This window comes from Aminobacter sp. UC22_36, from assembly GCF_044056035.1.
Lineage (GTDB): Bacteria > Pseudomonadota > Alphaproteobacteria > Rhizobiales > Rhizobiaceae > Aminobacter.
Genome location: NZ_CP171996.1, coordinates 4,169,631 through 4,187,742, shown reverse-complemented (window position 1 = coordinate 4,187,742; position 18,112 = coordinate 4,169,631). Strand labels below are relative to the sequence as shown.

Sequence of the window (18,112 nt, the reverse complement as noted above, 5' to 3'; positions counted from 1 at the left end):
GGCGACGGCCTTTAGTTCCCTGGTCGACGATTTAGTCCCAGGGCACGAGGTCGTCGATTTCGCTGTTCGGATGGCCGCTGCAGACCAGGAGAGTAAATCCGATTGAGACCCAACAGTCCGAGCACAACCAACTGATCGTTTCTCACGCTCGCACGCAGCCCTTGCTCTCGTCTCAAAGGGCGATCAACCGGTAGCTGACCACCAAGCGACGCGGGTTTTTGCTGCAGATGGTCTAGAACATCCACCTGTCGTCTGGCTCAACCGCGCCTACGACGTCAAAGAGGACCGCTCCATGCTTGCCGTCTTCGTCACTCAGGTGTTGGTTGTGCTTGGAGGCGGGCTGACTTTCGTCATCGTCGCCTTTCTCCTGGTAGCGGCTCCCCTTGTTGGTCTGATTGCTCATCGCCTTTTTCCTGGAATCCAGCCTGCCTTTTCCATCTTCGATATTGTTCGATATCCCTCCGCGGCCATTATTTTGATGATCGCGCTGTTCGCAGCCCACGTTTTTCTTCCAGCACGTCGAACACGATTTTCAAACATGTGGCCGGGGGTGCTGTTCACCGTCTTGGTCTGGTTGATGTTGGCGATCGCCTTCTCCTGGTACCTGACAATTTTTGGGAACTATGCGAGCTATTATGCCGGGATCGCGGGGGTGATCGCGGCGTTGTACTTCCTCTATCTGGCAGCGCTGGTCCTTATATTTGGCGGCGAGATCAATCGCGCTATCAGGATCAGGCGGCTGGGGCTCGCATTACGCCAGTCATCTTAGCATGAGCGGCCTGGTTGGAGCGCTTCGACAGTGGAAGGTCGGGCAGCCCGTGCTTCAGACGAGGAGGAGTCGATGACGGAGCCGCTGACACGCCGGTGTTCACCTGCGCCGAGAGAAGCTGCAATGCGGCAAATCGCCGGGCAAATATCCGTCGAACAGGCACGACAGGCCTTTATCAGCTTCGCCAGAATTGCCGGCGTTCTGATCAGTACCGAGCCATTGCCGCCAGTGCCGAAGGTCGGTCGAGGCAGAGCAAGGCTGGCTAATTTCTTGTCCCTAGAGCCCTCCTGATTCTGTACGGCGGCACCGTGGTCTTTGGCCTCGGGGTCTTTTGGTAGTGCTCTTATTTCTGCGGAACGGAAGTCAGCCCGTTCCGTTCTTGCGGAAGGGACGTCGAATGGAGAATTGAAATGAATAGCAATTTCGCAATCGCCGCTACTGCTGCGGCAACGCTACTGGCGCTTTCGGGAATTTCAGTCGCCCAGACAAGTGTCTCGGCAACAACGGATCTAAATGTCAGAGCTGGCCCGGGGCCCCAACACCCTGTAATAGGCGTGATCGGAGCAGGGAAGTCGACGACCCTCAATGGCTGCCTCAAAAGTGGCAAGTGGTGCTCGGTGGCAACCGCCAACGGGGAAGGTTGGGTTTACTCCGATTACCTGACCGGGGATTTCGGCGGCACCCAAGTTATCGTGACGGAGCGTCCTGCTGACTCAGGAGTCAAGGTTGTTGAGCCGGCCGACAAGGGCGGCGGGGATGCAGGGGCAGTCGCGGGTGGGGTAACGGGAGCCGTAGCAGGCGCACTGATTGCCGGGCCTGTAGGCGCTGCAGTTGGCGGCGCAGCCGGTGTTGTTGCCGGAGGTGCTGCGGGCACAGTAATCGATCCGCCGGAGAAGGTGCGGACCTATGTCACCACAAACAAGATCGACCCCATCTACCTAGACGGCGAAGTGGTGGTCGGTGCAGGCCTGCCCGAGACGGTGGAGCTTCGAGAAATCCCCGACTACGAGTACCGGTATGTTTATGTGAACGGACAGCCGGTACTGGTGGACGCTAAGTCCCGCCAGATTGTCTACATTGTAAGATAGTGGTTATGGGGCCGCCATTGGCGGCCCCTTTTCTTACAGGTGTATCAAAGGTAGCTGGGCGGCCTCTCAAGCAGGCTCGATTTCTGCACGAATTCCGCTACCGGGAGCAAATTGGCAAAAGGCTTGCTTGGCCTGACCCGCCTGTGAACCGTGCTGCGCTGTAGGTGGCGCCGCCATACCTCGAAATCGGTCAAAGCAGGACCTTCTGCGGTTTCTTAGGAGGAGGCATCACCACCCGACCGCTGCGCCTCCCAGGCGGCGGCTGCAGCAGTGTTCGGTGGAACGGCGCTGAAAGAGAATAATTCGATAGGAATGCCTACTCGGTCCAGCGGAACCATCGCGTCTGAGAGATGTTACGACACGGACGGGACCTATTTTTGCTGGAGATTGATAATGAAATTCCACCCCAGGATTCTGGCGGGGACTGCACTCAGCTTGCTGATGGCCTCTTCGCAATCGGGTGCAATGTCGATTGGCAACGAGTTGGCAGCCTCGCCGAACTTGACGAGAACACTGGAGATGGTGGTTCAAGCCGATTGCCTCGAGGGCGAGACAGCGGAAGCGTGTGCATTGCGCCTGCGGCAAGGGGCTCCAGCTGAACAGGTGCCCGCCCCGGTGCCGGAGACAAACCCTGCGCCTGAAGCGCCGGCAACGCCGTCGCCGGAAGCTCCGGCGTCTGATCAGCCCGCGCCTGAGGCGCCTGCGGCCGAACCCGCGCCGGTCCGGTCTGATCAGCCACCGGCCGAGCAGCCTGCCGCTGAGCAACCAGTTCCAGAGGTCCCTGCGGCGGTACCCGCACCGGCTCCGTCGGATCAGCCACCAGCGGAGCAGCCTGCCGCTGGGCCATCAGTTCCGGAGGCTCCGGCCAACCAACCTGTGCAGCCGACTACTGGAGGTCAAGCTCCGCAATCGGGCGAAAAGCCCGCTGATCCAAATCCAGCACCGCTCCTTGACAGCCAAAAGGAAGCCCCAGCGGAAGAAGGCGGTGGCCAACTGGGCCAGGCTGGGGACAAGGCAGCTCAGCCGGCCCCACAGCTGGATCAGGCTCCGCCGCCCGCATCCGACGCGGCCGCCACCGAAGCCGCACAGCCGGCGGAAATCCAACCAGTCACGGTCGAAAAGGGTACTCGCGTCGAGCGAGCGTCCGACCAAGATATGCGCCGTCGGGAAAGGCCAGAAGGCGTCGATGTCCTGCGTGAGATTGGCGACCGCATCATCATCCAGATCAACAATCAGGTGATCGTCGAGAGCAATGACCGGCCGCGTATGAGCCGGGGCGCGCGCGAGGTCTACTATGAGGACCTGCCGCGCGGACGGACACGCGAAACGATCGTGCGCGAGAACGGGACGCAGATTGTTACCATACGCAACCGATATGGCGACGTCATCCGCCGCTCCCGGATCACCCCAGATGGCCGCGAATACGTGCTCGTTTACGTCGATGAGCTCAATTACGATCGAGTCGGGGACTGGCGCGATCCGGGTCTTGACTTGGGACCGATCCACCTAACCATTCCGGCCAACGAATACATCCTGGTGGCAGCGAACGTCCAGGAACCGGATGACTACTATGAGTTCCTTGAAAAACCACCGGTAGAGCGAGTGCAAAGGCTCTATTCGATCGACGAGGTCAAGCGCTCCGCTCGTGTCCGTGACATTGCCCGCCGCGTCGATCTCGACACCCTGACGTTCGAGTTTGGTTCCGCGGAAATCCCTCAGAGCGAGGTCGTCAAGCTGGAAGGTGTCGCGAAGGCGATGGAAAGGCTGCTTGAGAAGAATCCGGCGGAAACCTTCCTAATCGAAGGCCACACCGATGCCGTGGGTTCCGACCTCGATAACCTGGCCCTATCGGACAGGCGTGCAGAAGCGGTCGCCGAGGCGCTCACGAACAGCTTCGCAATCCCACCGGAGAACTTGGCGCCACAGGGGTATGGGGAGCGGTATCTCAAGGTGAACACCGAGGAATCCAACCGCCAAAATCGGCGCGTTGCTGTCCGTCGCATCACGCCGTTGGTGGCGCCTGTGGCAGCAGCTAAATAAGTCCGAAGACCCGCGGCTTGACAACGAGCCGCGGGTCCTTCGGTTGCCAGGTGCGGTTCCCCTAAGGGGGCATCGTCTCGTGCGAGAAAGAGCCAAGCAGTGAGGAGTTGCTGGCATTTTTGAATGGGCGCCGAGTTTTTGATGGCCTCTTGGATCATCTGAGGCTGAAGCGCTCGCAACATTGTCAGCGGCGGCCACCAGGACGAATCGAGACGGGGGCGCTGGGTAGTGCCGCTGCCTCAGTGCCCCAAGCAAGCACCGAGGGTGCTTTCAGAGTAGTTGAGATCGGCGCCGCCAGAAGCAAATCTGTCACGCAATGTGAGACTGATGCGCGGGATGTTTCAAATCCAGCGGCCCACCGCGCTGGAGAAAACGACTGAAAAGGAACGTCCCAACAATGGCCTATACGCTCATTTGGTACGGCAAACACGGCATTGTGGAGAAAGTGCCGTTCGACGCCGAGAAGGCCGCACGGGACCACGCGCTGGCGGCCTTCTCCGCTAGAAAGCAGGAGGGTATCGTAGCGGTGGAGGTGCGCAAGGACGACGGAACGGTTGTATTCAGCCAAGCTGGCACCAACTAAATCGTTCGGCCCATGGACGATTGTCCTGCAATGCGACGGAAAAGTCGAACTGAATTACGACCGCGAGAGACTGCATTTCACTCCTGCCGCTCCGCGACACCAGGCCTCCTAATCCTGACCGGGGGCCTTGCCGCCTTTTGCTTTGGCAATAGCGGGAGTACCGTATCGCTGGTATTGATGTCGCCCATTTCCAGAACAGGCGCCGCAGATGACATCCGATGCAGATAAAGCCGAGGCTGTCGAGCAACTGCTCGATACAGCTGACCTTGCCACTGCGCTGGAAAGCGAACAGTTCAAGAAATTTCTCGACCAGGTGCCGATTGCCATAGCGGTCTCGGACCTTAAGGCGAAGGAGCGCGTTGTCTATGCCAATCCCGAATTTGAAAAACTCTCGGGCCTGACGGCGGCCGGCCTTACCCGGCAAAACTGGTCCGCACTTTCCGGCGTCGGCCTCCACCAGCAAAAGGACCGGCCACTGGCCGAGGCCGTGATCGAGGAAGCCGATTTCGTCGGCACCTTTCGGATGGAGCGCGACGAGGACAAGCAGGCGCTTGTCGACGTCTATTCCAATCTTATCGAGGACGACAACGGCAAGATTTGCTTTCGGCTCGTGGCGCTTGTCGACGTGTCCGCTCATGGCGAGACTGAGGATCCGCGCACGGTCGACGAGCGCATGCGCGAAAAGGACACGCTGTTGCGCGAGTTGCAGCATCGTGTGAAGAACAATTTGCAGATGATCACCGCGCTGATCCGTCTGGAAACCCGAAATGCCACCGAGCCGGATCAGAAGCGTTTCGAAAGACTCGCAGGCCGCGTCGACGCACTCGCGATCCTCTACCAGACGCTGTCAGCTGACGAGCAGAATGATGAGGTCGATCTCGGCGTCTATCTCAGCCAGATCGCGTCAGCGGTGATGACCTCGCATGCGGTCGAGGGCATTCGCCTCGACATGAAGGTGGATACATATCCAGTTTCAATCAACGTCGCCATGCCGACAGGGCTGGTGGTAAACGAGCTGCTGACCAATTCGCTCAAACATGCCTTCCGCGGGCGTGACGGTGGCACAATAACCCTCCACAGCATCGTCAACGGCGATGGTTGCAGGGTCGTCGTTGCGGACGACGGGATCGGGCTGCCTGAAGGGGAGAGCTGGCCCAAGCGTGGTAAGCTGGGGGCGCTGATTGCGCACTCGCTGACTGAGAATGCCAAGGCGGAATTCGACGTCAACTCAAGTGCCACGGAGGGAACCCGGGTAGCTATCGTTTTCAAACGGTCGGCTGCTGCCGCAGCGAACTAACGCCACTGGCAGCCGCTACGTTTCCGCTGTCAGGTGGGTCATCGTTACACCGCCGAAGCTTTGGCTAACGAGCAGGAGGGTTCTGTCGATGAGGCTTTCCGCGTTGCACTCCGGGTAATCGGGGAGCGGGCTGTTCTAATGGAGAAAATGGCGCTTGACGCGCTTCACGCAGGAAGAACAGAAGCGCCGCGACCTCTGAGCAGCGCGCTCAAGAGTACCGACACTCTGCGGCGGTGCTCTTGGGCGCCGTGCTCAAACAAACCGGGGGCTGCTCCGCCCTTAGGAGGAACGGGCGGGTAGCCTCATTGACAAGTGCCCTGCGGAGCAGCGTGGGCAATGTGGCAAATGTCGAGGGCGGTGAGGAGCCTCTCAAAGTTTCTAGGCTTCGTGCGCGACAGACGCTTCCACCTCAGCCAACGGTGCCCGCAAGCTCCAAGTGATTCCATGCGAGCCGTGCTCGAGATCTCCTTTTCCGCCGACTGCCGCAGGCGCCACCCGCTTCAGCACCACGGTTCCAAAGCCGCCTTGTCCGATGGTCTGAACTTGCGGCCCGTCTGTTTCGTCCCAGGTCATGTGAAATAGCTTGGAGGCGCCAGAGCCGGTGATGTTCCATCTGACGGAAATCTGGCCCTCGTCACCAGAAAGCACCCCGTATTTCGCCGAGTTTGTCGCGAGTTCGTGGAATGCAATCCCGAGATACTGGACCGCGTTGGGGCTGAGGACGACTGATGGTCCGGACATTGAAATTCGCTCTTCGTTGCCGAATGGTTTGGCCTGTGCCAATAGGAGTTCGAAAACCGTGGCGCCTTTCCAGTCTTCGGAGACGAGCAGGTCGTGCGAGCGCGACAAAGCCATGATCCGCTCGCGAAGCTGTCGTTCAAACTCGGTTAGAGTTTCCGCCCGCTTGTTTGTCTCGCGGATCATCGAAATGATGACGGCGTACTGGTTTTTGACGCGATGGTTGACCTCGCGCATCAGCAAGCGAATCCGATGCTCGTTTTCCCTTGCCGAGGTGATATCCCGGGCAATTTTCGATGCGCCGATGATCTGTCCGCTTGCGTTGCGTACGGGTGAGACCGTAAGCGAGACAGGAACCAGGCTGCCATCCTTACGCTGACGAATTGTTTCGTATGTTTCCACCCGCTCGCCACGGCGAATGCGGTCGAGGATGCGAGGTTCCTCATCCTGGTGGTCATCTGGGATGAGCATGGTAACCGGCCTGCCTATCGCCTCGTCGGCGGTGTAGCCGAATAGCCGTTCGGCGCCATGGTTCCAGCTCTTTATGACGGCGTTGAGGTCTTTGCTGACGATTGCGTCGAACGTGGACTCCACAATTGCTGACAGATGCTGGCTGGTCTCTTCGGCTCGGTGCCGGTCGGTCAAGTCCAGTAACATGTTGACGGCACCAATCAGATTGCCGTCCTCATCCTGTATCGGTGTCGGATAGGGCAGGAACGGAAAGAAGGATCCGTCTGGACGCTGGGCTATGGCTTCCTGGTTGCGAACCGGCCGGTTTTCCTTGAGCGCGATCGCCATCGGGCACTCGTCATGGGGCAATTCCTTGCCGTCGGGAGTGAACAACTTGAACGTCACGCACCATTTGTCCTTCCGGAGCTCCGGCTCCCTACCGGCAAGCTCGGCGGCGGCGCGGTTATAGTAGGTGATCGTCCCGTGCCGATCGGTCGTGTATATGGCAACCGGAAGGCCGTCGAGAATCTGGTGATAGGTATTGTCTTGCTGCCTTAGCTCCGTGCGTGTCCGTTCAAGGTCGGTCACGTCAACCGTGAAGCATCTGGTGTTGATGAGATTGCCATCCCGAAGATGGCCGCTCGACGTGATCTCGACATGCTTGATTGATCCGTCGTGGGCTCTCAATCGAGCCGGATATCTCGCGATCCGCTCGCCGCGCGCGAGCCGTTCCAAAATGTCGTCGATCACGGCCCTGTCAGGATAGAATTCGGCAACGTGCCGGCCGACGTAGTCCTCTGCTGGATAGCCCAGAAGGTCAAGCTCAGCCCTGTTGGCATGCAGAATCACCCCATCTGCGTTCACCAGATGGAGTGCGACCGCCCCGTTCTCGAAAAAATCCTGATAATCGAAGTCCCGACTATCTTCACCGGACATTTCCGGTGCCTTAGAGGCGATGGCGCTCGCCTGCGGTCCTTCATTCATTCCGTTCCTGCCTCACTTGAACGGACCCCAACGCGTTTTGTTACAATTTGTTCCGCTCGCCGGTCCTGGGGGCGCAAGGATACTCGACGGCCACCGAGGCCATCTCGGTCGTGAAGGTGACGATCGCCGGTGCGGGATCGCCGCCGCCGAGGACGTAGGCTTTGCGTTGTGCACCCGCCGCCAACGCCAAGGGCCGCGCGCACGTTCAAAAGCCGTTCGATCTGGAAGGCCTAATGACGCAACCAAAATCTCTTTACGCGCGTTGGATTTGATGGAATTCAGGTCACATATTTGGGTGAAGGAGAGCGATCTCGCGATCTGCGTTATCAGTTCCCTTGCCGAAGCGCTCGAATTCCTCGCCGCATGGCCGCCAAACAGGCGAGGGCCCTTCTTTTATCTCGCCTCAAACAGCCTTCAATCAGCAGCCGCGGGTTCGATCGATCCCCATGAGGCGGGCGAGGTGTTTGAGTTGTTTTGCCGTGAAGCAGGCATTCTGGCCGAAGCGAAGATGAACGATTGAGATGAATTTGGGCCTCATGAACCTTTCCCTGTCTTGGCCGTTCCAGGGTTTATGATGGTCCTCGACCGCGAAACGAGGGCCGCGCGCGATTACAATGAGGATGATTCAGATGGCCGACCCCATGGATGTGCAAACGACGATTAAACCTTTCGATGGAACCGTGAACGTTTCGTTCTCAGATGCCATGATCGCGTCGACAAAGAACGCGATGATGATGTTGCAGCCGGGAAAGGACTCGGTGTTCTTCATCCCGTTTGAAGATATTTATTTCGACTTTCTTTTCTCGCAAAAACCAACACCACGACCTTTCAGACGGAACTCGGCAGCGTCGGCTATTGGAGTGTCAATGCGGTAGGCGAAGCGGCGGAAAACTTCATGTGGGCCTATGAAACGCCCGAACCGCAAGCCGCTATGATCGCGCGGCATGGAGCCTTTGACAGCAAGCGCGCCCGTATAGAGGCGGTGCCTAAGGAAGATCGGCAGCACACTCCACAAGTTGTGGAGTGAGCAGACCCACCTCGTTTGCAGCCACGCAGTCATCCAAGGCTGGGATTTCGCCAAGGATTTGGCGATGCTTCACATCCTGGCAGACCACAAAGCTGGAGTGAAAGCACGGGCTGGACATCATGGACCGGTCGATCCAGGCGTCAAGATTGCCAAAAGCGGGCCCGTTTCATCCGGTAGCCAGGCCGTCTGCCGCAGGGCGTCGCCAAACCTGGCGCATTTTTACCGCCTGAGCGACGCGTCTTTTCGTTGGTCTCATCAACTGGCTCAGTGCTGCCGTCCTTGTCCGCAGAGCTCCTGTTTTCGGCGGCCTACGTTGTCATTGGGGCCGCGGAAGTTTCGCGCTTGCTTGCGAGTTGCGATTTCAAGTTTGTACGGCAACCTGCGGTGTCGAGTAAGGTTCCTGTCTACGGAGCAGGCTAGCTCGCCAGCCTCATCGGTCGAGGTTCAAATCCTCTTCTGCAACCGCAACAGCACGTAAGACGACAGCGCAGGCCGGCGGGCTTCAATCGCAGAGTATGGTGTTTACCACCTGCTCCACGTCCAAAGCCGAGGAATCGATCCAATGACCAATGCGTGGCGTCTCGCGGGCAAGGGCACCGGCAAGGACGGAGGGAGGGAACCCATCGGAGTAGCCGGTCTTTGGCCGCTCTCTATCACGCTGAGCCAATATTTCCACCGAAGGGGCCAGCACCACCACCCGCGGATTGAGGTCGCAAAGGCGCTCGACAGCAGCGACAAGGTCATGCCCGATGAGAATGTCCTGGTAGACCACGGTGAAGCCCGCATCAAAATAGCGACGCACCACATCGGTCGCGATCTGCTGCCGGAGGGTTAGTTGCGCCCGCGCCTCGGTGTCCAGCGTAGCCCCCATCGCTGCGGCGCCATTCACGATCATGCGACGGAAAATCTCCGCCGACGAGCGCCGAGCGGTGGAAACCTTGGAGCTGCCTGCCAAGCATGAGGTCGAGGACATCATCGATCAAACTTCCGCAGACGATCTCAAGGGAATGCAGGACACAATCGGGCAGTCAAGGCGGGCGGTATTGACGTTGGCCTCGGCCGGACTTGACCCCAGCCAAGTGGTGGCAGCAGGGCTTAGTGAGGATGACGTTCTAACGCTGGTCGTGCAGCAGACTGCTTGAGCGCGTTGGATATCGCATCGACGACGATCTCCCTCTGGCCTCATTGTGTTTCAGCGGACAGGATTTCTCAGTAGCGCGAGCGCTGCCGAGGCAAAGCGTCCGGGCAGTCTAGAATTCTCCTGGCGATCCCACGGCGATAGGAGAACGGTCCAACGGCGGGCTGCCCGGCCGGGAACTTTTCCGCTCAACACATAGTTCATCATACTCCACCCCGAGGAGACGAACGATGGAACAACATGACCCCCAAGAAATCATCGATCTGGAACGAAAATTTTGGCGGGCAATGGTGGATAAGGACATCGAAGGTTCGGTAGCGATGCTGGCCGACGAGTCCATCGTTGCGGGAGCTCAGGGTACGGCAATGCTCACCCATGACGATTATCGTGGCATGGCGAGGCAAGGGGATAGCCTGTGGCAACTGAAGGCCTTCCAACTCGACGATATTAAGGTGATGTTCCCATCCACGGATGTCGCCGTTGTTGCCTATACGGTGACCGAGGATATGGAAGTTGAGGGCAAGCCACTGACTTTGAGGGCAGCCGATGCCACGACTTGGATTCGCCAAGATGGTGAGTGGCTTGCTGCCCTACATACGGAGTCAGTGCTTGGCGATCCCTTTGGCCGAGATCGCACGACCTAGAATTTCCCGCCTGAAGACCCATCTGCTGTCGCGGGAGTAATGTGCGCAGCTGCCTGAAACGCTGCCTACCCCCGCGACGGCTACATCAGACTACAGCTGAGGCGGCAGTAACCTCGCGTGTTGTATCGAAATGCGTCCTATCGCCTGAATGGAGCGGCCGCTGGACGATCTTCAGTACCCGCCGATTATGGGTAGGATCTCTCCAGTGATGTAGCTGGAACAATGTGGCGAGGCGAGGAAGACGTAGGCGGGCGCGATTTCTTCGGGCTGAGCCGGGCGCTTCATCGGAGTCTTCGCACCGAACGTGGACACGTCTTCCGGCTCCTTGTCCGAAGGATTCAATGGTGTCCAGACAGGTCCTGGAGCTACCGCGTTAACGCGGATGCCGCGGTCGATGAGGTTGGCGGCAAGCGCCCGAGTGAAAGCATGAATGCCACCCTTGGTCATCGAATAGTCCACGAGTTCCTTGCTGCCACGGATCCCGGTCACCGATCCGGTGTTGATGATCGCCGAGCCGGGTTCCATATGCGCAATGGCCGCTTGGCTCATGTGAAAGTAACCGTACAGGTTGGTCTTGAGCGTCGTGTCGAAATGCTCTTCGGTCAGGTTGGCGAAATCGCTTGAATGAACCTGGAACGCGGCGTTGTTCACGAGCACGTCGAGCCGACCAAACGTCTTCATAGTGTCCGCAACGACTTTCCGGGAGATCGTCCTGTCGGTTACGTCTCCAGGCAGGAGAATGCATCTCCTGCCTTCAGCTTCGACTGCTTCCTGGGTGCGTTCCGCGTCCTGGTGCTCGTTGAGGTAGTTAATGGCGATGTCCGCGCCCTCGCGCGCATAGAGCACAGCGACGGCTCGTCCTATACCGGAATCTCCGCCTGTGATCAGGGCCACCTTGCCGGCGAGCTTTTCGGAGCCCTTGTAATAGGGGGCATCGAACAGAGGCGCGGGCTTAACCTTCGCCTCTTGCCCGGGTTTGGGGAGCTGCTGTTTCGGGTAAGGCGGCACGGGATAGAGCCTGGCGCCCGCTTGCATGGCTTTGCCGTCGATTTTCCGATCGCTGCGGTCATCCTTTGCCACCCTCCGCTGGATCGACCGCTGCTTCTTCGCTTCTGCCTGCGCCGACATCGCCGTCTCCAATTACTCAGTGAACCTCGTTGCGCTTACGCGTAGCCGCGGCCTTCTTTGCCGACGCAGAACGTGCCGCGGCGGGCCGCCGGGCGGCCGCTTCGCCACCCAAGCGGCCGCCCTTCTTTGCGGAAACATTGGTGTCCGGCTTGCCCCTGCCGGAACCGGACTTGTTGCCGCCACCGGAGTCCTTGTTGACGGTTGCCCAGGCTCGACGCTCGGCTTCGTCGGTAGACACACCGCTTTCCTTGTAGCTTTCCTCGATGTGCTCGGCCTTACGCTTCTGTTTGTCGGTGTATTTGTCCATGTCACCGCGCGGCATGGCAGCCTCCATTTCGTGTCAGTCGATGTGCTCAGGCATGTCCTTGAGCTGCTCTTTCGTCCACGAGGTTACGGCGTGAACTTCGCCATCTTCGTCCCGCATGAAATCCAACTGGCTCGCGGGAACCGCGACCGGTTTCGCGCCGATGCCGAGGAAACCGCCGACATCGATGACGACTTGGGCGGTGCTACCCGCGCCATGCACGTGCGAAACCGATCCGATGTCCTCGTCATCGAGCCCATAGACTGTCGCGTTCTCCAAGATGTCGGGAGTGAGCTCTGCCTCGGTGAGACGTACGTGATTTGTATGGTCCATCACTAACTCCTTGGTTTGGTGAGTTCGACCAACCCCTCAACTGGCAATCCGTTCCGAACGGAATGCAAATGTGATCGCGCGGCTAATCCAGCTTCAGCTCAACGCGCCGTTTGCCGGAGTGTGACCGTCTTTCGCCTCATCAAACGCTCCGACGGTGAACAGCCCGATGATGGCCGCCGCCACAATGGCGATGAATGCATAGGCGAGATTGGACTTCTGCATTGGGAATCCTGCTTTCATGGAAGCGCACGCCCATAGGCGCGTTCTTCCCGAATGGACCCGTCGATGCGGTGAAGGATCGCCTTGCATCGCTTGCCTTGAGCGAGGGTAAGTCGGCTTGCCCTAATCGCTGCTGCCCAACCTGCCTTTTGCGTCAGATGGGTGGATAGGACCTCGCCGCCCTCCTTCACCCTCCACCCTTCCTTGCACGAAACAGTGTGGAACGTTGGCTGCCTGGCCATCTGAGCCTCCCGAAGTCAGTGATACGAAATGGCCGTCGGCGCGTCGGGGTTGCAGCACAGGAAAAAAGTGATCGACAGCGTCTGAGACCTAGCGCCGTTTCCGCAGTGCCCGACTTTTGCGGGCAACGTGGGCATCGTGCTTTTGTCGCTCTGGCGACGGCAGCAGCGCGCGAGGCTCACCCTCGAGCTCGAATTCGTCCGGAACGCTGTCAATGAACTCGCGGCCGATACGGTACGTGCAGTATCCGAACAGTAGCAGGGCAACGAGGCGCAACATGAGACTTCCCCTTGTTGTTGGCTTGCGAACGCTGGGTCAGCACCATCGTTCCCTGGGCTGCAAACGTGCACCCGATGAGTGCTACGGGTCGGACGGGGTAGATGCTCGTCTGCCATTTCGTTGGCCAGGAGGAGAAACCGGGAAAAAGACTTCCTGTTCATCGTACCGTCAGGCCCGGTTGACACACCCGCAGCGAGACGGGAACGCATCAATGCGCGGAAGGTTCACTACGATGCCTGGGGAGGGGAACCATCTGCCCGCCTGATCCATTCATACCTGCCAATTCCGGCAGGAGGATTCCCACCATGAAGACGCTGGCTGAGATTTTCGAGCATACCCTCGAGGACATGTACTTCGCCGAAAACGCGATCACCAAGGCTCTCCCGAAAGTGGCGAAGGCGGCAAAGGACACCAAGCTGAAAAAGGCGGCCGAGGATCACCTCGAGGAAACGAAGGGGCAAATTAAGAAGCTCGAGCAGGTCTTCAAGTCGATCGGGAAGAAAGCATCGGGCGAGAAGTGTGATGCGATTGAGGGCCTGATCAAAGAAGCCGACGGACTGATGAAGGAAGCCTCAAGCACCGCGCTGGATGCGGGGCTTCTCGCCGCCTGCCAGGCTGTCGAGCATTACGAGATTTCGCGTTATGGATCCCTTCGCGAATGGGCGAAGGACCTCGGCCACGAGGAAGCCCATACGCTGCTGACTGAAATCCTCGATCAGGAAAAAGCGACCAACAACAAGCTGACGAATCTGGCTGTAACGACCATCAACAAGTCCACGACCGCAGCACGGGCGGCATAGCGAGCAATAGCTTCCAATGTGATCTGATCGGCCGGCGTTTGCCGGCCGCGGGGCCTGGCGCCAGCGTGGACAACCGGATTCAGCACCCAAGGGAGGACGCGGCGGCGGCCGCTTCTTTGCGATATGTGAATGACGGAGAAGCAGGCTTCTCACGCCACCGTTCAGGCAAGGGGTTCCGCTATAAGAACGCCAGCGGGCAATGGTTGACGGAGGCTGCCGTCATTCATCGGATCGATACGCTTGCTATCCCCCCAGCCTGGACGGATGTGTGGATATGCCGGGATGCCAAAGGACACATCCAGGCTACCGGACGCGATCAGCGTGGCCGCAAGCAATACCGGTATCACCCCAAATGGTCGGAGAACCGCGGTCAGGCAAAGTTTGCCAGTCTCGCTTCCTTTGCCAAAGCACTTCCACGACTGCGGAAACGGATAAATCGTGACCTCGGAAGGCTCGGCCTTCCACGCGATAAGGTTCTCGCGGCGATCGTTTGGCTGCTCGACAATGCGATGATCCGGATCGGCAACGCCATGTATGCCCGCGACAACGGCAGTTTCGGCCTGACGACGCTCCGCAACCGCCATGTCGAAATTGAAGGATCGAAGCTCAAATTCGCCTTCAAGGGCAAGTCCGGCAGGGAATGGCTGGTCAAGCTCAGTGATCGTCGGATGTCGCGCGTCATCCGACAGATCCAGGAGCTGCCGGGCCAAAGCTTGTTTCAGTATGTGGGCGACAATGGCCAACGAACGGCCGTCAACTCCGACGAAGTCAACGACTACATCCGCGAGGCTGCATGCGGGCCGTTTTCATCGAAGGACTTTCGAACCTGGGGCGGCACCGTAAGGGCGCTGACGCTGTTTGCCGACCGCTCTCTGCCAGCAGGCAAACGAGCGGCCGCCCTTGTTTCCAATGAGGTCATCGATCAGGTGGCGCTTCGTCTCGGCAACACGCGAGCTGTTTGCAGGAAGGGCTACATTCATCCGGGGGTGATCCAATCCTGGTCTGCAGGGAAACTGCAATCGCAACTCGGTTCGATCAGGACCCGCGGCAACAAATGGATGGACCCGGAGGAAGCTATTGCGGGCAAATGGCTGGCCCGGAACGAAGGACACCCGGCACGCTAGGCTGTCCGCATGCCAAAAGAAGGGCCCATCCTATTCGATGGGCCCCCGACATCACCCGCTACTGGATGATCTGGACGATCTTGCGCGTGCCCGGGTCGACCAGGACAGTTTGCTGGTCGATCACCACATAGCTGTAAGTTGCACCTAGGTCCGGCGCGTCGAGAGGCGTGATCTCGACAATGTCAGGCACAACTGCGCCCACTACTACTTGGAAGTCGGGGGGCGGCTGGACGGGTGTGACAGGGTGGGCGATCACATACTCCCTTACGATCGTCTGCTGCTCAGGTTCGAGCACTATGGTCTCTGCGTAAAGGCCGGAACCTGTCATCGCGACCAGAATGGCCGCAGCTGATAGTCGTCGTATCATGACGCTTCTCCATTGCTGGGACATGAGGAGGTAACATCTCACCACCAGGGAGGTTCCGATCTTTGGCGCGCCAGTGAACAGGTGTCGATGTCAGCTTTCGGCTTTGAACGTCCTGGCAATCTCTTCGAGCTTGGCCCTATCGTGCCCGTGACGACGAACAAGTTCTTGTGCTTGTAGCGGCGAAAGGTCGGAGGTCTCAACCAAGTGCCTTACCAAGCTGTCGTCGGTGGCCATTGCCGGCATCTGAACACGGTTTCCGGCGGAAGTGGCTTCAATGCGAGCAATCTCGGGGTTGAAGGTGCCATGTTCCGTCAGCACTGAAACGTCTGGATCCACGACAGTCCACATGAAGTCCTGAGCAGCTTCGCCGGCGGCCGACACACGCCATGAGTTGGCAACGCCCCAACCCGGCCGATCAACCTTCCTGTTCATCGGTGTCAGAAACTCGAAGTAGATGTCCTTGATAGGAATGTAGAAAACGTCCGGCCCGCCATAACCTGACTGCACCATGGCATTTGCCGTAGATGCTATTACCGAATCCGCAAAGAACACGGTCACCGATCCTTCAAATGGTACCATCTTGAACTGTTCCATAGGATCCTCCTATGCCTATCTGGTTACATCCGTTGTCTGGGCTCAGCGGTGCGGATGTGGTCGTTCAGCAAGCTGATTTCCGCCCACCCAAACTGCTCGCCTGACTGAGTGACGATGCTCGCAGCTTCCCTGTGTCTTGCCGATGGGATTGATATGGCGTGGCGGACGGCTTGGGAGAGGTGGGGGAAGAACGTCCCGTGATTGAAGCGGTTTTCGTAGAAGGTGGCTGGCTGATCCAGCTCGACAAGCTTTCCATTCAGCAACATCGGACTTACTCCAAGGTATTCGTTCCCTGGCTGTGGGTGCGCGCGCATTGCCGCCTAGTCGAGCAGCGTTTCCGCGGCTCCTTCGTGTCGAGAGCAGATCGGTAACTGATCAGTCGCCGAAGAGTTCCTGCGACAGGCGAGTGTCGAAGGATTCCCCAAAGGGGTAACGCAATCTCAGCCTGCTGCGCTCTGATCAAACAGGTGCGCCGCGCCTGGTTTGGGCAGCGATCACCCATGGGTCGATTGCAATGGGCGTTTGTTCCAGGATGCCCGCGGAACGTGCGAAGGCACGTATGGCATCGCTTGCGCCGTCGGCGTGAAACTGCCCCGCTTGCGCTGCCTGACATGCACGAAGGGCCGACTCATAGATCGGAGCGCGGCGACTGGGTGGCCACGCGCACATGAACGCCAGCGCATCTGCAATGTCTTGGATTTCGCGAATGTGAGCGCCGTCGCGGACAAACACCGCTCGGCCAAAGACCTGAGCTCTCATGACGTTCTCCCGTGGCCCGCTTCTTGTCCTTGCGGCGGGCCTGCCATGTATTCCCTTACGTCATTTCGTCAAAATAGTGACAGAGGAGATCAATTCCGATTCACGGCTGAACGCTGAGAATGCCGACCTCGCGGCAGAAAGTTTCGAACGCCAGTCGTGCCACTTCGGGCGGTACAATCCCCTCATCGAACCCCGCAAGCGCATCTGCCGCGAGATAGTAGAATGCGTTGCGAGCACCAGTGTCCCATTCCTCAAGAAACTGAGATGCTTCCTGGAAGGTTGTGATGTGAAGGATCGTGATCCCTCCAATCCTTACTTTTAGCGCTGGGACCATATCCATCCAACAGAAACGGCGATCTCATAGGGTAGTTGCACTTACGCGCCCTCGATCTACGATCGAGCGTATCGCGATGCCGACATGTTTGCGTCAATCGCTAAGCGCCATTCTCTCACAGGGTCGCCAGGTGCGCGTTCCGCAGAGCCGGCCCGTAGGCTTGGCGCAATGCCAGCTTTTGCTCCAGGGCATGAAGTCGGCCTTGTACATGGCAGAGAGCCTATGCAGCCCAACCTCAAGGACACCGCGCTGGTGTCGTTGATCAGCCTCGGCGACCTGACCTTCCGTGCCGAACAGATACGTAATTTCACCCAGGACAGCACGCTGATCTACACGATGCTGCTGTTCATGTATTTCGGCATGGCCCTCGTGGTCACAGCGATCATGCGCGTCATCGAACGTTTCGCCGGTCGCTGGCGGGAATCTCGCACAAATGGGAAAGCTAGCCAGCGTCTCCGGAAGTTAACCGGTCAGCCGCTCGCTGGCGGGATGCATGCCACGTTGATTGCGACGAGACGCCATATTTCATTAGCAAATTCAAAAGGAGCAACAGTTTTGTGCCCAAAGACAGCGGGTCTACCGTGAACGGACGATATTGTCCGTTCCTCTCGATTGCCGGCTAACGCCAGTTTCAGTTTGCGACCGCGTCAAACATCCGTTTTCGGGTTCGCTTTTGCGTCGGACAGCTGCCGCGCCGCCAAGAACATCACCGTGTACGCTGCCTTCTGCCGGTCCCAGCCTGCGGACTCAGCCATGTCGAGCACCTCGGTCAGTACTGGCTCCAGCACGGTTTTCAGATCGGCTTCATAATTCAGTTCGGTCGCCGCACGTTGCGGCGGCGCAATCTTGTTGATGTTGATCGCATCCATGTCA

General features: G+C 58.7%; 25 protein-coding genes and 1 pseudogene. 13 read left to right on the top strand and 13 right to left on the bottom strand.

The features are described from left to right. Positions 1 to 292 precede the first annotated feature (292 nt). From ACHMW7_RS23915 to ACHMW7_RS23895, 5 genes are all read left to right on the top strand, one after another. Positions 293 to 769 (top strand): YihY/virulence factor BrkB family protein, encoded by a 477-nt coding sequence (locus ACHMW7_RS23915; RefSeq protein ID WP_395447922.1) that lies wholly within the window; start codon positions 293 to 295, stop codon positions 767 to 769. A gap of 410 nt (positions 770 to 1,179) precedes the next feature. Continuing rightward, positions 1,180 to 1,857 (top strand): DUF1236 domain-containing protein, encoded by a 678-nt coding sequence (locus ACHMW7_RS23910; RefSeq protein WP_395447921.1) that lies wholly within the window; start codon positions 1,180 to 1,182, stop codon positions 1,855 to 1,857. A 393-nt stretch (positions 1,858 to 2,250) separates the two neighbouring features. Next, positions 2,251 to 3,897 (top strand): OmpA family protein, encoded by a 1,647-nt coding sequence (locus ACHMW7_RS23905; RefSeq protein WP_395447920.1) that lies wholly within the window; start codon positions 2,251 to 2,253, stop codon positions 3,895 to 3,897. Between the two features lie 397 nt (positions 3,898 to 4,294). Beyond that, positions 4,295 to 4,480, top strand: coding sequence for a hypothetical protein (locus ACHMW7_RS23900; protein WP_395447919.1), 186 nt, complete (start codon positions 4,295 to 4,297; stop codon positions 4,478 to 4,480). A gap of 208 nt (positions 4,481 to 4,688) precedes the next feature. Continuing rightward, a complete protein-coding gene (locus ACHMW7_RS23895) occupies positions 4,689 to 5,777 on the top strand; it encodes a sensor histidine kinase (protein WP_395447918.1) in 1,089 nt (362 codons plus the stop codon). 378 nt (positions 5,778 to 6,155) lie between these two features. Here the strand turns inward: ACHMW7_RS23895 and ACHMW7_RS23890 are convergent, their stop codons facing one another. After that, the gene (locus ACHMW7_RS23890; RefSeq protein ID WP_395447917.1) at positions 6,156 to 7,949 is read right to left on the bottom strand and encodes a PAS domain S-box protein; all 1,794 of its coding nucleotides are present in this window, start codon (positions 7,947 to 7,949) and stop codon (positions 6,156 to 6,158) included. Between ACHMW7_RS23890 and ACHMW7_RS23885 the strand changes: the two genes are divergently transcribed. From ACHMW7_RS23885 to ACHMW7_RS23875, 3 genes and pseudogenes are all read left to right on the top strand, one after another. Continuing rightward, on the top strand, positions 7,921 to 8,469 hold the full coding sequence (locus ACHMW7_RS23885) for a DUF982 domain-containing protein (protein WP_395447916.1): 549 nt from the start codon (positions 7,921 to 7,923) through the stop codon (positions 8,467 to 8,469). The two genes, ACHMW7_RS23890 and ACHMW7_RS23885, sit on opposite strands and share 29 nt — an antisense overlap. Before the next feature lie 109 nt (positions 8,470 to 8,578). Beyond that, positions 8,579 to 8,824, top strand: coding sequence for a hypothetical protein (locus tag ACHMW7_RS23880; protein WP_395447915.1), 246 nt, complete (start codon positions 8,579 to 8,581; stop codon positions 8,822 to 8,824). Beyond that, positions 8,800 to 8,976: pseudogene (locus ACHMW7_RS23875) on the top strand (DUF427 domain-containing protein); the annotation flags it as partial. The gene ACHMW7_RS23880 and the pseudogene ACHMW7_RS23875, both read left to right, overlap by 25 nt. A gap of 502 nt (positions 8,977 to 9,478) precedes the next feature. Here the strand turns inward: ACHMW7_RS23875 and ACHMW7_RS23870 are convergent. Beyond that, on the bottom strand, positions 9,479 to 9,871 hold the full coding sequence (locus tag ACHMW7_RS23870) for a phosphotransferase (RefSeq protein WP_395447914.1): 393 nt from the start codon (positions 9,869 to 9,871) through the stop codon (positions 9,479 to 9,481). Here ACHMW7_RS23870 and ACHMW7_RS23865 point away from each other — a divergent pair. Together ACHMW7_RS23865 and ACHMW7_RS23860 are read left to right on the top strand one after the other, a co-directional pair. Beyond that, positions 9,870 to 10,118: a hypothetical protein gene (locus ACHMW7_RS23865; RefSeq protein WP_395447913.1), complete on the top strand. Its 249-nt coding sequence runs from the start codon at positions 9,870 to 9,872 to the stop codon at positions 10,116 to 10,118. The genes ACHMW7_RS23870 and ACHMW7_RS23865 overlap by 2 nt on opposite strands. Before the next feature lie 226 nt (positions 10,119 to 10,344). Then, positions 10,345 to 10,758, top strand: coding sequence for a nuclear transport factor 2 family protein (locus tag ACHMW7_RS23860; protein WP_395447912.1), 414 nt, complete (start codon positions 10,345 to 10,347; stop codon positions 10,756 to 10,758). Between the two features lie 171 nt (positions 10,759 to 10,929). Here the strand turns inward: ACHMW7_RS23860 and ACHMW7_RS23855 are convergent, their stop codons facing one another. The 5 genes from ACHMW7_RS23855 to ACHMW7_RS23835 all read right to left on the bottom strand — a co-directional run bounded on the left by ACHMW7_RS23855 (position 10,930) and on the right by ACHMW7_RS23835 (position 12,984). Continuing rightward, a complete protein-coding gene (locus tag ACHMW7_RS23855; RefSeq protein WP_395447911.1) occupies positions 10,930 to 11,886 on the bottom strand; it encodes an SDR family oxidoreductase in 957 nt (318 codons plus the stop codon). Positions 11,887 to 11,902: 16 nt separating this feature from the next. Beyond that, positions 11,903 to 12,208: a plasmid stabilization protein gene (locus ACHMW7_RS23850; protein ID WP_395447910.1), complete on the bottom strand. Its 306-nt coding sequence runs from the start codon at positions 12,206 to 12,208 to the stop codon at positions 11,903 to 11,905. An 18-nt stretch (positions 12,209 to 12,226) separates the two neighbouring features. Then, positions 12,227 to 12,523, bottom strand: coding sequence for a PRC-barrel domain-containing protein (locus tag ACHMW7_RS23845; protein ID WP_395447909.1), 297 nt, complete (start codon positions 12,521 to 12,523; stop codon positions 12,227 to 12,229). Between the two features lie 93 nt (positions 12,524 to 12,616). Next, on the bottom strand, positions 12,617 to 12,745 hold the full coding sequence (locus tag ACHMW7_RS23840; RefSeq protein WP_395447908.1) for a hypothetical protein: 129 nt from the start codon (positions 12,743 to 12,745) through the stop codon (positions 12,617 to 12,619). Between the two features lie 14 nt (positions 12,746 to 12,759). Continuing rightward, positions 12,760 to 12,984 (bottom strand): DUF2188 domain-containing protein, encoded by a 225-nt coding sequence (locus tag ACHMW7_RS23835; protein ID WP_395447907.1) that lies wholly within the window; start codon positions 12,982 to 12,984, stop codon positions 12,760 to 12,762. 582 nt (positions 12,985 to 13,566) lie between these two features. Between ACHMW7_RS23835 and ACHMW7_RS23830 the strand changes: the two genes are divergently transcribed. Continuing rightward, positions 13,567 to 14,061, top strand: coding sequence for a ferritin-like domain-containing protein (locus ACHMW7_RS23830; protein ID WP_395447906.1), 495 nt, complete (start codon positions 13,567 to 13,569; stop codon positions 14,059 to 14,061). A gap of 65 nt (positions 14,062 to 14,126) precedes the next feature. Continuing rightward, positions 14,127 to 15,185 (top strand): DNA topoisomerase IB, encoded by a 1,059-nt coding sequence (locus tag ACHMW7_RS23825; protein WP_395447905.1) that lies wholly within the window; start codon positions 14,127 to 14,129, stop codon positions 15,183 to 15,185. A gap of 58 nt (positions 15,186 to 15,243) precedes the next feature. Here the strand turns inward: ACHMW7_RS23825 and ACHMW7_RS23820 are convergent, their stop codons facing one another. The 5 genes from ACHMW7_RS23820 to ACHMW7_RS23800 form a co-directional block, all read right to left on the bottom strand. Beyond that, positions 15,244 to 15,552, bottom strand: a complete 309-nt coding sequence (locus tag ACHMW7_RS23820; protein ID WP_395447904.1) for a DUF1236 domain-containing protein — start codon at positions 15,550 to 15,552, stop codon at positions 15,244 to 15,246. Positions 15,553 to 15,642: 90 nt separating this feature from the next. Then, on the bottom strand, positions 15,643 to 16,146 hold the full coding sequence (locus ACHMW7_RS23815) for a DUF427 domain-containing protein (RefSeq protein WP_395447903.1): 504 nt from the start codon (positions 16,144 to 16,146) through the stop codon (positions 15,643 to 15,645). A gap of 23 nt (positions 16,147 to 16,169) precedes the next feature. Then, positions 16,170 to 16,412, bottom strand: a complete 243-nt coding sequence (locus ACHMW7_RS23810) for a hypothetical protein (RefSeq protein ID WP_395447902.1) — start codon at positions 16,410 to 16,412, stop codon at positions 16,170 to 16,172. A 193-nt stretch (positions 16,413 to 16,605) separates the two neighbouring features. Next, positions 16,606 to 16,905, bottom strand: a complete 300-nt coding sequence (locus tag ACHMW7_RS23805) for a DUF982 domain-containing protein (RefSeq protein WP_395447901.1) — start codon at positions 16,903 to 16,905, stop codon at positions 16,606 to 16,608. A gap of 100 nt (positions 16,906 to 17,005) precedes the next feature. Then, positions 17,006 to 17,239: a DUF982 domain-containing protein gene (locus tag ACHMW7_RS23800; protein ID WP_395447900.1), complete on the bottom strand. Its 234-nt coding sequence runs from the start codon at positions 17,237 to 17,239 to the stop codon at positions 17,006 to 17,008. 222 nt (positions 17,240 to 17,461) lie between these two features. Between ACHMW7_RS23800 and ACHMW7_RS23795 the strand changes: the two genes are divergently transcribed. Next, positions 17,462 to 17,824 carry a hypothetical protein gene (locus tag ACHMW7_RS23795; protein WP_395447899.1) on the top strand — a complete coding sequence of 121 codons (363 nt, stop codon included), beginning with the start codon at positions 17,462 to 17,464 and terminating at the stop codon, positions 17,822 to 17,824. A gap of 62 nt (positions 17,825 to 17,886) precedes the next feature. Here ACHMW7_RS23795 and ACHMW7_RS23790 read toward each other — a convergent pair whose 3' ends face one another. Then, on the bottom strand, positions 17,887 to 18,108 hold the full coding sequence (locus tag ACHMW7_RS23790) for a hypothetical protein (protein WP_395447898.1): 222 nt from the start codon (positions 18,106 to 18,108) through the stop codon (positions 17,887 to 17,889). Positions 18,109 to 18,112 lie beyond the last annotated feature (4 nt).